At 58.6% G+C, this 14,306-nt stretch carries 12 protein-coding genes; 11 read left to right on the forward strand and 1 reads right to left on the reverse strand.

All coding sequences use genetic code 11. The features are described 5' to 3' along the window. Positions 1 to 4: 4 nt before the first annotated feature. The gene (gene recA / locus GQF02_RS09195) at positions 5 to 1,069 is read right to left on the reverse strand and encodes a recombinase RecA (RefSeq protein ID WP_124734532.1); all 1,065 of its coding nucleotides are present in this window, start codon (positions 1,067 to 1,069) and stop codon (positions 5 to 7) included. A gap of 176 nt (positions 1,070 to 1,245) precedes the next feature. Between recA and hrcA the strand changes: the two genes are divergently transcribed. The 11 genes from hrcA (at position 1,246) to hisC (ending at position 14,305) form a co-directional block, all read left to right on the forward strand. Next, positions 1,246 to 2,268, forward strand: coding sequence for a heat-inducible transcriptional repressor HrcA (gene hrcA, locus GQF02_RS09200; protein ID WP_160796545.1), 1,023 nt, complete (start codon positions 1,246 to 1,248; stop codon positions 2,266 to 2,268). 42 nt (positions 2,269 to 2,310) lie between these two features. Beyond that, positions 2,311 to 3,324 carry a lytic murein transglycosylase B gene (gene mltB / locus GQF02_RS09205; RefSeq protein WP_160796547.1) on the forward strand — a complete coding sequence of 338 codons (1,014 nt, stop codon included), beginning with the start codon at positions 2,311 to 2,313 and terminating at the stop codon, positions 3,322 to 3,324. Positions 3,325 to 3,385: 61 nt separating this feature from the next. Further along, positions 3,386 to 5,281, forward strand: coding sequence for a DNA polymerase III subunit gamma/tau (gene dnaX, locus GQF02_RS09210; RefSeq protein WP_160796549.1), 1,896 nt, complete (start codon positions 3,386 to 3,388; stop codon positions 5,279 to 5,281). 5 nt (positions 5,282 to 5,286) lie between these two features. Continuing rightward, on the forward strand, positions 5,287 to 5,625 hold the full coding sequence (locus tag GQF02_RS09215) for a YbaB/EbfC family nucleoid-associated protein (RefSeq protein ID WP_124734528.1): 339 nt from the start codon (positions 5,287 to 5,289) through the stop codon (positions 5,623 to 5,625). A gap of 133 nt (positions 5,626 to 5,758) precedes the next feature. Continuing rightward, positions 5,759 to 6,355: a recombination mediator RecR gene (recR, locus tag GQF02_RS09220; RefSeq protein ID WP_124734527.1), complete on the forward strand. Its 597-nt coding sequence runs from the start codon at positions 5,759 to 5,761 to the stop codon at positions 6,353 to 6,355. Positions 6,356 to 6,563: 208 nt separating this feature from the next. Next, positions 6,564 to 6,743: a hypothetical protein gene (locus tag GQF02_RS09225; protein WP_124734526.1), complete on the forward strand. Its 180-nt coding sequence runs from the start codon at positions 6,564 to 6,566 to the stop codon at positions 6,741 to 6,743. Positions 6,744 to 6,899: 156 nt separating this feature from the next. Continuing rightward, positions 6,900 to 9,857: a bifunctional diguanylate cyclase/phosphodiesterase gene (locus tag GQF02_RS09230; RefSeq protein WP_160796551.1), complete on the forward strand. Its 2,958-nt coding sequence runs from the start codon at positions 6,900 to 6,902 to the stop codon at positions 9,855 to 9,857. 81 nt (positions 9,858 to 9,938) lie between these two features. Further along, the gene (locus GQF02_RS09235) at positions 9,939 to 11,153 is read left to right on the forward strand and encodes an MFS transporter (protein WP_160796553.1); all 1,215 of its coding nucleotides are present in this window, start codon (positions 9,939 to 9,941) and stop codon (positions 11,151 to 11,153) included. 267 nt (positions 11,154 to 11,420) lie between these two features. Then, a complete protein-coding gene (gene pheA, locus GQF02_RS09240) occupies positions 11,421 to 12,494 on the forward strand; it encodes a prephenate dehydratase (RefSeq protein ID WP_124734523.1) in 1,074 nt (357 codons plus the stop codon). Between the two features lie 70 nt (positions 12,495 to 12,564). Beyond that, on the forward strand, positions 12,565 to 13,155 hold the full coding sequence (locus tag GQF02_RS09245; protein WP_124734522.1) for an LOG family protein: 591 nt from the start codon (positions 12,565 to 12,567) through the stop codon (positions 13,153 to 13,155). Between the two features lie 49 nt (positions 13,156 to 13,204). Further along, complete coding sequence (gene hisC / locus GQF02_RS09250; RefSeq protein WP_235930132.1) at positions 13,205 to 14,305, forward strand: histidinol-phosphate transaminase; 1,101 nt, start codon at positions 13,205 to 13,207, stop codon at positions 14,303 to 14,305. Position 14,306: the final 1 nt, after the last annotated feature.

Genomic DNA, 14,306 nt, shown 5'->3' on the forward strand with positions numbered 1-14,306 from the left:
CACTTTAGAATGCATCGTTGGCGAGTTCGTCGCCATCGGCCGCATCTTCGGTAATCTCGACCTTGATGCCGACCGTGTCGCGGATCTTGGCTTCGATTTCCTGAGCCACGGCGGCATTGTCCTTCAGCCACAGGCGCACATTGTCCTTGCCTTGGCCGATCTTGGCGCCGTTATAGCTGTACCAGGCACCGGACTTCTCGATAAAGCCGTGCTCTACGCCCATTTCGACGATCTCGCCTTCGCGGCTGATGCCTTCCCCGTACAGGATGTCGAAGTTGGCCTGGCGGAATGGTGGTGCCACCTTGTTCTTGACCACCTTGACGCGGGTTTCGTTACCCAGCACTTCGTCGCCTTTTTTGATGGCGCCGATGCGGCGGATATCGAGACGGACCGAGGCGTAGAACTTGAGCGCGTTGCCGCCGGTGGTGGTTTCCGGGTTGCCGAACATCACACCGATTTTCATACGGATCTGGTTGATGAAAATCACCAGCGTATTGGTGCGCTTGATATTGCCGGTCAGCTTCCTGAGCGCCTGGCTCATCAGGCGTGCCTGCAGGCCGACGTGGCTGTCGCCCATTTCGCCTTCGATTTCGGCCTTGGGTACCAGTGCTGCCACCGAGTCGATCACGATTACATCCAGGCCACCGGAGCGCACCAGCATGTCGCAGATTTCCAGCGCCTGTTCGCCGGTGTCAGGCTGCGAGATCAGCAGGTCTTCAACCTTGACGCCCAGTTTTTGCGCATAGATAGGATCGAGTGCGTTTTCCGCATCGATATAGGCGCAGCTGCCGCCCATTTTTTGTGCTTCGGCGACGACCTGCAGGCACAGCGTCGTCTTGCCCGAGGATTCCGGACCGTAGATTTCAACCACGCGGCCGCGCGGCAGGCCGCCCACGCCCAGCGCCAGATCGAGGCCGAGGGAGCCGGTCGAAATGACTTGCAGGTTTTCGTTGATCTGGTTGTCGCTCATCCGCATGATGGAGCCCTTGCCGAACTGCTTTTCAATCTGGGCAAGTGCTGCGGTCAGGGCTTTGCTTTTTTCTTCGGCGCGTTTGTTGTCGTTGGCCATGCTCTCTCCAAAACGGCGGTGGGTCATCAAGCGGACGATTATCGCATATTTGGCCGTGTGTCTTCAGTGCATTGGGGCGGCCGGTGTTTAATCTTATTGGGTCGCGGGTGCCCCGCTTGATTTTATCTGTCTTGCGCCCATTTATACTGCAACTAATGCCGTGCCCGAGAGCCCCTATGCTGAATGAACGTGCCCAACGCCTGCTCAAGACTCTGGTTGAGCGCTATATCGCCGACGGCACACCCGTACCCTCGCGTACCTTGGGGCAGTTGTCCGGTCTGGAGCTCTCCAGTGCGTCGATACGCCATGTGCTGTCCGATATGGAGGCAATGGGGCTGATTTCTTCGCCGCATACCTCGGCTGGCAGGGTGCCGACGGCGCGCGGCTATCGTGTTTTTGTCGACAGATTGCTGACGCTGGGGCCGCTGGAGTCGGCGCTGGTGCGCGAGCTGGAGGACAACCTGCATCCGGATAGTCCGCAGCAGCTGGCACAAGCCGCCTCAAGGCTATTATCCGATCTGACGCAATTTACCGGTGTGGTGGTGACGCCCAAGCGCGCGGATGTCGCGTTTCGCCAGATGGAATTTTTGCGCCTGTCCGAGCGCAGGGTGCTGCTGATTCTGGTGACCATGGATGGCGACGTGCAAAACCATATCATCGCCAGCGAGCGCGATTACAGCCCGTCCGAGCTGACTGAAGCCGCCAATTTCATCAATATGCATTACGCCGGGCAGGCGCTGTCCAGCGTGACGGTGCGCGTAGAACATGAATTGCGTGAACTTCAGGGCGATATCAGCAGTCTGATGGCGCTTGCGATCAATCTTGGGCGGCAGGCCATGGTCGAACAGACCGGTGCGGTGGTGATTGCCGGCGGCAATAATCTGTTGAATGTGCGGGACTTGTCCGAAGACCTGACCCGCTTGCGTGAATTGTTTTCGGTATTCGAGCGCAAGACCGAGCTGCTTAAGCTGCTGAACCAGAGCCAGACGGCCCAGGGCGTGAGCCTGTATATCGGTGAGGAGTCGGGGGTGACCACATTGGGCGAATGCACGGTGGTCAGCGCTCCTTACAAGATCAATGACCAGGTGGTTGGTGCGCTCGGCGTGATAGGACCGACCCGGATGAATTACGAACATATCATTCCGATAGTCGATATCACCTCGCGTCTGGTGTCCAGTGCACTCTCCTATAAACATTAAGTCAGGCAGCGGCTTTGCCTGATGCGAATGCGGATATTTCCGATGAAAAAATGGCTTTTCTTTCCGCTGGCGGCGTGCTCGCTGCTGGCGCATGCCGATGCAGCCTTGCTGGCGCGCCCCGATGTCCAGCGTTATATCGACGAGCAGGTGGCAACGGGTGAGTTTGCCCGCCCCGATCTGGAGGCGCTGTTTGCCAATGTCGAACTCAAGCCTTCCATTATTGCCGCGCTGGACAAGCCTTCCACTTCGCGTCCGTGGTACCAGTTTCACCCCAATTTCCTTTCCGGCAAGATGGTCGATGGCGGTGTGGCATTCTGGACGCAGCATGCCGACTTGCTGAACAAGGTGGAGGCCCGTTATGGCGTGCCGCCGGAAATGGTGGTGGCCATTTTGGGCATAGAAACCCGCTACGGCGGCAATACCGGCAGTTTCCGCGTGGCGGATGCGCTGACGACCATCGGTTTTGACTATCCGCGCCGTGCCGCCTATTTTCGCGGCGAGCTGACCGAGTTTCTCAAGCTGGCCAAGGAGGAGGGCAAGAATCCGTTGCTGCTGAAGGGGAGTTACGCCGGTGCCATGGGCTGGCCGCAGTTCATGCCTTCGAGCTACCGCAAGTGGGCGGTCGATTTCGATGGCGACGGCAAGCGCGATATCTGGAGCAGTCCGGCCGATGTAACGGGCAGCATAGGCAATTACTTCAAGCTGCACGGCTGGCAAAAGGGCGACGATGTGGTGATTCCGGCCGATGTGGTGCCGGGGCCGCAGATCGACAAGCTGGTATCGGACAAATTCAATCTGCACTACACCGTGGGCGAATTGAAGAAAATGGGCGTGATCCCGCGCGCCGAAGTCGCCGACAATGTGCCGGCGGTGCTGTTCCCGCTGGAAGTCGCTCCGGGCGAGGTGCAGTACTGGCTGGGTCTGGGCAACTTCTACACCATTACCCGCTACAACCGCAGCACGCTTTATGCCAAGGTGGCGCAGGAGCTGGCCGAGCAGATACGCGAGGCCTATCTGGCGCAGCAGGCGGCCGCTGCGCCGGGGGCAAAGTCTTGAAGCGGATGCAGTGGGCGCTTGGCGTGTTTTCGCCTGCGCTCTTCTGCTAGAATCGCTCCCCATGAGCTATCAAGTCCTCGCCCGCAAGTGGCGTCCCAAGCGGTTTGCCGATCTGGTCGGCCAGGAGCACGTGGTGCGTGCATTGTCCAATGCACTTGGCAGCGAGCGCCTGCACCATGCTTATCTGCTGACCGGCACCCGCGGTGTGGGCAAGACCACCATCGCCCGTATTCTGGCCAAGAGCCTTAATTGCGAGACCGGCATTACGGCCGAGCCTTGCGGCGTGTGTGCGGCTTGCCGCCAGATTGATGCCGGGCGTTATGTCGATCTGCTGGAGATCGATGCCGCGTCCAATACCGGCATCGACAATATCCGCGAAGTGCTGGAAAACGCACAATACGCGCCGACGCTGGGGCGCTTCAAGGTTTACATCATTGATGAAGTGCACATGCTGTCCAAGAGTGCGTTCAATGCCATGCTCAAGACGCTGGAAGAGCCGCCGGCGCATGTGAAATTCATCCTCGCCACCACGGACCCGCAAAAAGTACCGGTCACGGTGCTGTCGCGCTGTTTGCAGTTCAGTCTGCGCAATATGACGCCGCAGCAGATTGCGGGCTATCTTGCTCATGTGCTGGAGGTGGAGGGCGTAGCCTACGAGACGCCGGCGCTGTCCTTGCTGGGGCGCGGCGCCTCCGGCTCCATGCGCGACGCCTTGTCCTTGCTGGATCAGGCCATTGCCTATGGCGAGGGCGATGTCAAAGAAGAAGGCGTACGCGCCATGCTGGGCGCGGTTGATTGCAGCTATCTGTTCGGCCTGCTGCGCGCACTGGCTGATGCCGATGGCCCGCTGTTGATACGCGAGGCCGAGCAACTGGCCGAACGCGGTATCGGCTTTGATAGTGCACTGTCCGAAATGGCGGTGCTGCTGCAGCAGATTTCCATGGCGCAAATCGTACCGCAGGCGATTTCGCCGGACGAACCCGAGTACGATGCCATCTTTGCGCTGGCTGGCCTGATGGCGCCGGAAGATGTGCAGCTTTATTACCAGATCGCCGTGCATGGCCGGCGTGATCTGGCTTTGGCTCCGGATGAACACGCCGGCTTCAATATGGCCCTGATCCGCATGCTGGCATTTCACCCCCTGAATCAGCGCGAGCCGGCACCCGCCGCCGTACGCGCCCAGGCGCCGCTTGCTGCACACGCCGCCGTTGCCGGGCGTGAAGCCATGGATCAGGCGCGCGCCAAATTGGCGCAGCAGGTCGGCGGAACACGCACGCCAGCGGCGACACCCCGAGCGCAGGCCGCTGCAGCGCTGGCGGGCAGCAACCCTGCACCTGCACCTGTACCTGCACCCGAGCCCGAGCCCGAGATAGAGCCCGAGCCTGCGGCCGCTTTGCCGCTGCCGGCCGAAGCTGCACCAAGCATCGCGGCCAAGGGCGCTGAAGTTGCCGATGATGATGCGGATGGCCGCGAAGGCGACGTGTTGCCGCCGGATCTGCCCGATTACGCCATGCAGGACGACGACGAAATTTATATATCGGCTGACGAGTTGCCGCAAAAGCCGGCGGCTTTTGACGGCAACTGGCTGGCGCTGGTGGCCGAGATTGGTCCGCGCATGGGAACCGTGCGCATGCTGGCGCAAAACGCCGTGCTGAAAAGCTGGCAGGGTGGGGCGCTGGTGTTGGCTGTGCCGGAAAGTTTCCGCCACCTGGCCAGTCGCGACTATCAGGATAAACTCAGGACGGTATTGGCCGAGCACTTCGGCCATACGCTGGAACTGAGCGTGACGGTCGAAGAGACCGGCGCAGAAACGCCCGCCATGCGCGACGCACGCAACCGCCATGAATTGCGGCAGGAAGCGCGTGTCGTGCTGGAAAATGATCCCGTGGTGCAGCAACTGGTGCGCGAATTCGATGCGACCTTGCTCACCGATACTATCCAACCCGCTCAGGAGTAAGTTTTATGTTCGGTAAAGCCGGAATCGCGGGCCTGATGAAACAGGCCCAGCAAATGCAGGAAAACATGAAAAAAGCACAGGAAGAACTGGGCTCGGTCGAAGTCGAAGGCCAGTCCGGTGCTGGTCTGGTCAAGGTCACCATGACCTGCCATCACGACGTTAAGCGCGTGAGTATTGACGATTCCTTGCTGGACGATGTCAAGGAAGACAAGGAAATGCTGGAGGATCTGATTGCTGCCGCTGTCAATGACGCGGTACGCAAGGCCGAGTCCACCACGCAGGAAAAGATGGCCGGTTTCTCGCAGGGTCTGAACCTGCCTGCTGGCATGAAGCTGCCGTTCTGATCTGAATAAGGGCGGGCGACGGAGTCGGGGATTCTGTCGCTCGTCCTTTGTTGCCTTGGGCGTCAGCGCTGCATAGCGCGCTGCTTGCCACCGCTTGTGTGGATCCCCGAACCCTTATCCCGGATCCTTTCCCATGAAAAACCCGCCCGCCCTCGATCATCTGATTGCCGCCCTTAAAGTTTTGCCCGGCGTCGGCCCCAAATCGGCGCAGCGTATGGCCTACCATTTGCTGCAACGCGATCAGGATGGCGCCGGAAAGCTTGCGCGCGCCATCGACCGTGCACTGACCCATCTGACCCACTGCGAGCGCTGCAATACCTTTAGCGAAACCCCTTTGTGCAATTTGTGCAGCGATGAGACGCGGCGTCAGGATTTGCTGTGTGTGGTGGAAATGCCCACCGACCAGCTGATGCTGGAGCAGGCGCAATGCTTTGACGGCCTGTATTTTGTGCTGATGGGGCGGGTGTCGCCGATGGAAGGCTTAGGGCCGCGCGAGGCCAATCTGGACCGGCTGCTGGTGCGGGCGCAGGATGGTGTGGTCGAGGAGGTGGTGATTGCCACCAACTTTACCGCCGAAGGCGAGGTCACCGCGCATATGATCAGCGAGCTGTTGAAGGCACGCGGCATCAGGGTCAGCCGTATTGCCCGCGGCATGCCGGTGGGAGGGGAGCTGGAGCATATTGATCTGGGTACGCTGGCGCAGGCGGTATATGAGCGGCGTAGTGTCTGATTTGCCACACAAGTCATATCTTTGCAGTTTGCTTGCCTATGGCCTGTTGTTTTGCCCTCACGTATTAATTTTGGGTGACAACAGGCTTTTTCTGTTTTTACACCCTTGTGTCTATGTCTGTTTGTGCGATGATGATGCAACGCCACAAGCGTTATGCATCACTGGAAAGCTGCAGCAATTCATCTTGAATCAGCGTACAGGAGCCAGCATGAACCGAAGCATGTTTCTGATGGAAAGGGATCGTATCAATGCGATGCGGGCCATTCGTAACCGCGCGGTAGGTGGGCCGGTACGCTGCACCGAGCAGGACAGGCTACGCAATGATGCCAGAAAAGAGATCGAGTCCCGGCGCTGGGACAATGAAATGGGCCTCAAAGATGACCGCTGATAAAGCGGTCTTTTTTTATGCCGGCATTCAGCGGAAAAGGAAGCATACGTCAGGGGACAATGAGATATGGTAATGCATATTGATTGCTTATTGCTCGGCAATTAATGATAATTGCATTATTGTAAAACGCCTTGATTGCTCTTGCAGGAGCACCCTATGAGTCATCCTGTCCCGCCCCGGCAGGGTACTGCCTTCCATCACGCGCTGTGGAGCTCGCCTTTGCCCGCTTATGGCTGGCCTGCCGGTGCGAAGCTCGCTCTGGCGTTAACGGTTTTACTGGCCTGTGGTCAGGTCTTGCCCGCGTTAAAATTTTTCCCCTCGCTGTTACATTATTTACCGCTGCATAGCGGGCTCGAGTTTTTCTCCATGGCGGTTTCCGTTATGGTGTTTTCTCTGGCCTGGAACTTGCGACACGAGGGGAACAACAGCAACCGGATGGTATTGGGGGTGGGTTTTCTTGCTGTTTGCCTGATCGACTTCGCTCATATGCTTTCTTATGCCGGCATGCCGGAGCTGGTTACCCCTGGCGGGGCGGAGAAAGCCATCAATTTCTGGCTGGCCGGGCGCTATGTGGCTGCCATTGTCTTGTTATATGTTGCACTGCGACCAGACAAGCGCTGGTCTGAACCCGCTTGTTATGCGGCGCTCGCAGCAGTATGTGCACTGGTGCTCTGTGTCTGGTTTGTGGGCTTGCTGCGTAGCGAATGGTTGCCGCGCACTTTTATTGCCGGGCAAGGGCTGACTGATTTCAAGATCGGTAGCGAGTATGTGTTGGCGCTGCTATATGGCGGCGCGGCTGCGCTGCTGTTGCGCCGGGGATTGCACACGGGTAAAAAAGGGCCGCAGTTGCTGGCTGCCGCTGCCTGGATACAGGCGTTGGCTGAATTGTTTTTTACCTTGTATGGCGATGTGACTGATCTGTTCAATCTGTTGGGTCATATCTACAAGGTGCTGGCTTATCTGATGGTGTATCGCGCGATCTACGCCTCGGGCGTAAGTGCGCCTTACCGCCAGCTGGATATTGAGCGCGCCCGCCTGCGTACATTACTGGCTACGATTCCCGAGCCAGTCTGGCTGAAGGATGCCGACGGCTATTACCTCGCCTGCAATAGCGCATTTGAACGCCTGTTTGGCGCGCGTGAAGCCAATATTGTCGGCAAGACGGATTACGATTTTGTCAGCGCTGAACAGGCCGATTTTTTTCGGCAGCAAGACAGGGTTGCGATAGCGGCGGGGGGCTTGAGCCGGAACGAAGAGCGGCTGACATTTGCCGCTGACGGTTATCAGGGGGTATTTGAAACCAGCAAGACGCCGATGTATGCATCCGATGGTGTACTGATAGGCGTGCTTGGCGTGGCACATGACATTTCCGAGCGCAAACAGGCAGAAATCCGTTTGCATGATAGTGAAAAACATTTCCGCACCCTGGCCAATGGCGGCAGTGCTCTGATCTGGACGTCGGATCAGACGCAATTACTGAACTATTTCAACGAGCCCTGGTTGCGCTTTACCGGGCGTGGGCTTGAGCAGGAGCTGGGTTTGGGCTGGCTGGCAGGGGTGCACCCCGATGATGTCGCCGCTTGTTCGGAGGCCGGGCGTTCAGCCTTTGTGCTGCGTAGACCCTTTAGCCGGGAGTATCGTCTGCGTCACGCCGATGGCGGCTATCGCTGGGTACGTGACGAGGGCAGCCCGCGCTACGATAGCCAGGATAATTTTCTGGGCTATCTCGGATTTTGCTGGGATATGACAGAGCATAAGCTGGCTGCGGAGAAAATCGAGCAACTGGCTTTTTATGATGCGCTGACCCAGCTACCCAATCGGCGTCTGATGCTTGATCGCTTGGCGCAGGTGCTCGCTGCTTGTGCCCGTTATCAGCGTCAAAGCGCTTTGCTGGTGATGGATCTGGATAATTTCAAGGCGGTCAATGACAGCATGGGCCATGCTGCCGGCGATCAGCTGCTGCTTGAATTCTCCAGTCGCGTGCGTAGCCGTCTGCGGGAGTGCGATACCGTCGCCCGCTTGGGCGGGGACGAGTTTGTCGTGATTTTGCCGGACCTGGAGGGGAGTTTGCCTGCGCGTCAGGCAGCAGAGGCCGTGGCACAGAAACTACTGGATCGTGTGAGTGAGCCTTATGTCTTGGTGCTGGATGAGGCCGGCAGTACGCGGGTGTACCAGTGTTCAGCCAGCATGGGTGTTGTGCTTTTTGCTGATGCCACATTGTCGGTCGACGAGCTTTTAAAGCGCGGTGATGCTGCGCTTTATCATGCCAAATCTGGCGGGCGCAATGTCCTGAGTTTTTTCGACGCCAAGATGCAGCAGGTGATTGCCAGACAGAGCCAGCTTGAGCAGGACCTGCGCCGGGCGCTGGAAGAAGGGCAGTTCGAGCTTTTCTACCAGCCGCAGGTGGATATGCAAGACCGTATGCAAGGGGCCGAGGCATTGATCCGTTGGCGGCATCCCGAGCGAGGGCTGGTGTCGCCGGATGACTTTATCCCGTTGGCGGAGCAAAGTGGGCTGATTATTCCTATCGGCTTATGGGTGCTGGAAAGCGCGTGCCTGCAATTGGCACGCTGGGCTGACAATCCGCAATTATCAGGTTTGTCGTTGTCGGTTAATGTCAGCTCCTGCCAGTTCAGTCACCCCGCTTTTGTCGAGCAAGTGCTGGCGCTGATGGACAGGTATGAAGTGTGCCCGCAGCGCTTGAAACTTGAGTTGACCGAAAGTCTGGTGTTAGACAATGCCGAAGAGGTGGTCAGCCGCATGCATGTGCTGAAAGAGTACGGCATAGGCCTGTCGCTGGATGACTTCGGTACCGGCTATTCCTCCTTGTCTTACTTGAAACATCTGCCGCTTGACCAACTCAAGATAGACCGCTCATTTGTGAGCGATCTGTTTACCGATCCGACCGATCTTGTGATTGTGCGCGCCATGCTGGCGCTGGGCCGAAGTCTGGGGATTTGTGTGATTGCGGAAGGCGTGGAAACGGTAGATCAGCGCAACTTGCTGGCCTCTTCCGGCTGCCTGAGCTATCAGGGCTACTTATTCAGCCAGCCGCTGCCCCTGACGCAGTTTGAACAATTGGCGTGCCGGCCGGCCTGTCTTGTTGTGGATTGAAGCGGGTTTCTGAATGTCCGGCCTGATCTTTAAAGAGGAAGTGCGCCATGCAGTGTGGCATTGATTTAAGCAGGGGGCGGCATGGGTAGATCCATTGTCCGTTTGCTGCTGGCGTGTGGCGTGATTGTGTCGCTGAGCATGGGTATACGTCACGGTTTCGGTTTTTTCCTGCCGCCATTGACGCAGGAATTCGGTTGGGGACGTGAGGCGTTTGCGTTTGCCATCGGCTTGCAAAACCTGGTGTGGGGGATGGCGCAGCCTTTTGCCGGCGCGCTGGCAGACCGTCATGGCCCGGGCCGGGTGCTGACAGCCGGTGCGCTGCTCTATGCCTTGGGTCTGTCGCTGATGACGCTTTCCGCTACCCCTGGCTTGTTTGCAGGTTCAGCTGGTCTGGTGCTGGGGCTGGCGCTGTCCTGCACCACCTATAGCGTGGTATTCGGCGTGGTTGGCCGTATCGTGCCGGCAGCCTACCGCTCACGTGCCATGGGGCTGACGGCGGCGGCTGGCTCTTTTGGCCAGTTTGCCATGGTACCGGCCACACTTGGCTTGATAGACGGCTTGGGCTGGTTACCGGCGCTGCTGATTCTGGCGGCCATGAGTTTGCTGATTCTGCCTTTTGTGCGCATACCGGCGGCGATGGATGCCAAACGTCCGCTCAGGGCGAACGGTTCGATACTGGCCGGTATGGTGCGGGTGTTTACGCTGGCATGGCAGGAGAAGGGCTTTCGCCTCTTGATGGTCGGCTATTTTGTCTGTGGTTTTCAGGTGGTATTTATCGGCGTTCATTTGCCGGCCTATCTGAAAGATCACGGCATGTCCGGTGCCACCGCCAGCCTGGCCTTGGCTTTAATTGGCCTGTTTAATATTTTCGGTACCTTTACCGCCGGCGAACTGGGTTCGCGGCGAAGCAAACCGCATTTGCTGGCCGGCATTTATTTCACCCGCGCCATCGTGATCGGGCTGTTTTTGCTGTTTCCGCTGTCGACCCTGTCGGTCTCGCTATTTGCGGCCGCGATCGGGTTTTTATGGCTGTCCACCGTGCCCTTGACTAATGGCGTGATTGCCACTCAGTTTGGCGTGCAGCATCTGGGCATGCTGTCTGGTGCGGTGTTTTTATCACACCAGATCGGCAGTTTTCTCGGTGTATGGCTGGGCGGGCTGGTTTACGACACGACCGGCAGCTACCTGCCGGTATGGCTGATTGCCATGGCGCTAGGCGTGGTGGCCGGTCTGGCCAGCCTGCCGATACGTGAACAGCCATCGCGTGTGATGCAGCAGGCAGAGGCTGCAGGGTGAAGCCTGTCTTGTGGTTGACGGTGTTTGTGTGGGTGCTTGTCTTGGTATTTCTCGCCTATTTGCAGCCGGTATTTATCATCGATGCCGCCAATGTGATTGCCGCGTGTAGCTAACAGCGCTTGGGCGAGGAATGAGCTTGTCCGGGGATAGCGCAAGGAAATGGCAGTCAGGGCCGCGCTTTTATTGCCGTGGCGCTTGCGACAGCAGCCCATCTCGCACACACTTATGCCATCGGTAAACAATAGTTTGTGATTGCGAAAGAGTCATGTGTCAGACCATCTACTAAAACAGCATCGCGACGCGATCGATGCGATCGATGTCGATATCCTTCATTTGCTCAACCAGCGTGCACTGCATGCGCGCGAGATCGGCGAAATCAAGGGCGGGGGCGTGATCTACCGGCCCGAACGCGAGGCGCAGGTATTGCGGCGCATTCAGGACCTGAACCCGGGGCCGTTGCCGGACGAGGCTGTGGCGCGCCTGTTTCGTGAAGTCATGTCCGAGTGTCTGGCGCTGGAAAAGCCTTTGTCCATTGCCTTTCTCGGGCCGGAGGGCACGTTCAGCCAGCTGGCGGCAACCAAGCATTTCGGTCATGGCGCCCATGTGGTGGCCTGTTCCTCGATAGACGAGGCGTTCCGCATGGTTGAAGCGCGCACGCTCGACTATGTGGTCGCGCCGGTGGAAAACTCGACCGAAGGAGCGGTCGGGCGCACGCTGGACCTGATGGTGACGACGCCGTTAAAGATTTGCGGCGAGGTGGTGCTACGCATCCACCACCATTTATTGCGTAAAACACCCGGTCTGGCCGGCATACGCCGTGTCTATTCGCACGCCCAGTCGCTGGCCCAGTGTCACGAATGGCTGAACAAAAACCTGCCGTCCGAGGTCGAGCGGGTGTCGGTTGCCAGCAATGCCGAGGCAGCGCGCCTGGCCAGCCTTGACCCGACGGCGGCGGCCATTGCCGGGCAGGCAGCGGCCGAGCGCTTCAATCTGGAGAAGCTGGCGGGCAGCATAGAAGACGAACCCAATAACACCACGCGTTTTCTGGTGCTGGGGTTTCAGGATGTGGGCGCCACTGGCAAGGACAGGACATCCATCGTGGTATCCGCGCCCAACCGGCCCGGTGCTGTGCATCAGTTGCTGGCCCCGATTGCTGCCAGTGGCGTATCGATGAGCAAGTTCGAGTCGCGCCCTTCGCGTGCCGGGCTGTGGGATTATGTGTTCTTTATCGATCTGGAAGGGCATTGCAGCGAGCCCCATGTGGCCGAGGCGCTGGAAGCGCTGCGCGCGCGCGCATCCTACGTCAAGTTGCTGGGTTCCTATCCGCAAGCGGTGATCTGAGCGGCTGTGTTCTATCGGGGTTCTTGTGTCCTGCCAGGCGCAAGAACCTGTCAATTTTCAAGTGGTGTACATGAAATCTATCCAATCGATCTGCCTGTTTTGCGGTTCGCGCCACGGCGCCCGTCCAGAGTATGCCGAAGCGGCCCGTGCATTTGGTTCTGAGCTGGCTAAGCGCGGCATTACCCTGGTGTACGGTGGCGGCAATGTCGGGCTGATGGGCGTGGCCGCTGATGCTTGCCTCGCAGCGGGGGGCAGGGTGATCGGGGTGATTCCCGAATTTTTGAAGTCCAAGGAAGTCGCCCATCTGGGGCTGACCGAGCTTTATATTACTGACAGTATGCATGCCCGCAAAGCTAAAATGGCCGAGCTGTCCGATGCCTTTATTGCCTTGCCCGGCGGCTTCGGTACATTTGACGAGCTGTTTGAAATCCTGACCTGGGCACAACTGGCGGTGCACGACAAGCCGGTCGGCCTGTTGAATGTGGCCGGCTTTTTCGATCCGCTTTTGGCCATGACCCGGCATGCGGTGGATGAAGGTTTCGCCCGGCCGGAAAACCTGTCACTGTTTGCCGCCGAAAAACATCTGCCCGAGCTATTGCATGCGCTGGAAAACCATCAGCCGCGCCACACCCTCAAATGGGTGGATGCCAAGAACGGTTAAAGCACCTCGCCGTCCGTGCGGGGGCTCACAATAATCAACAAGGAAAACCATGATGAATCTGGCTGAACGCGCGCCCGACTATATCCGTGCCATTGCGCCTTATCAGGCCGGCAAACCTATTTCCGAACTGGCCCGCGAGATGGGGCTGGATGAAGCGGCCATCGTCAAGCTGGCCTCCAATGAAAACCCGCTGGGTTTGCCGCCCAAGGCGCGTGCAGCGCTGGAGGCGGCGCTGTCCGATTTGGCGCGCTATCCGGATGGCAACGGTTTCGCGCTTAAAGCGGCCATTGCCGAACGTTTTGCCGTCACGCAGGATCAGGTACTGCTGGGTAACGGCTCCAACGACATTCTCGAACTGGTTGCGCGCACCTTTTTGCGCCCCGGCGACTCGGTGGTGTTCTCCGAATACGCTTTTGCCGTTTACCCCCTGGTGACGCAGGCGACCGGGGCGCGCGCCATTGAAGTGAAGGCGCGCGACTACGGACATGATCTGGATGCGATGCTTGCGGCGATCGAGCCTTCGACGCGGCTGGTGTTTATCGCCAACCCCAATAACCCGACCGGCACGCTGATCAAGCCCGGTGCCTTGCTTGAGTTTCTTGAAGCCGTACCCGAAGACGTGCTGGTAGTGCTGGACGAGGCATATACCGAGTATCTGGCACCCGAACTGCGCGCCGATGTAATCGGCTTTCTCGCCCGTTTCCCCAATTTGCTGGTGTCGCGCACCTTTTCCAAGGCCTATGGCCTGGCCGGTCTGCGCGTCGGTTTTGCGCTGGCCAGTGCCGCTATCGTCGGCATGATCAATCGCGTGCGTCAGCCTTTTAATGTGAATAGCCTCGCGCAGGCCGCAGCGGTGGCCGCGCTGGACGATGCGGATTTTCTGGCGCGTGCGGTGGCGCTTAACCGGCAGGGCATGGCGCAGCTGACCGAGGCGCTGGCGCGGCTGGACTTGCCCTATATCCCGTCGTTTGCCAACTTCGTGACCTTCCATGTCGGCGATGCGGCGGCACTGAATAGCTATTTCTTGCGCCATGGCGTGATTGTGCGTCCGCTGGCGTCTTACAACATGAAAAACAGCTTGCGCGTCAGTATCGGGCTGGAAGAAGAAAATGCTCGCTTTATCGAAGTGCTGGAAGCCGCGCTGCGCTAGG

The sequence above is a fragment of the Craterilacuibacter sinensis genome (assembly GCF_009831765.1).
GTDB classification, from domain to species: domain Bacteria; phylum Pseudomonadota; class Gammaproteobacteria; order Burkholderiales; family Chromobacteriaceae; genus Craterilacuibacter; species Craterilacuibacter sinensis.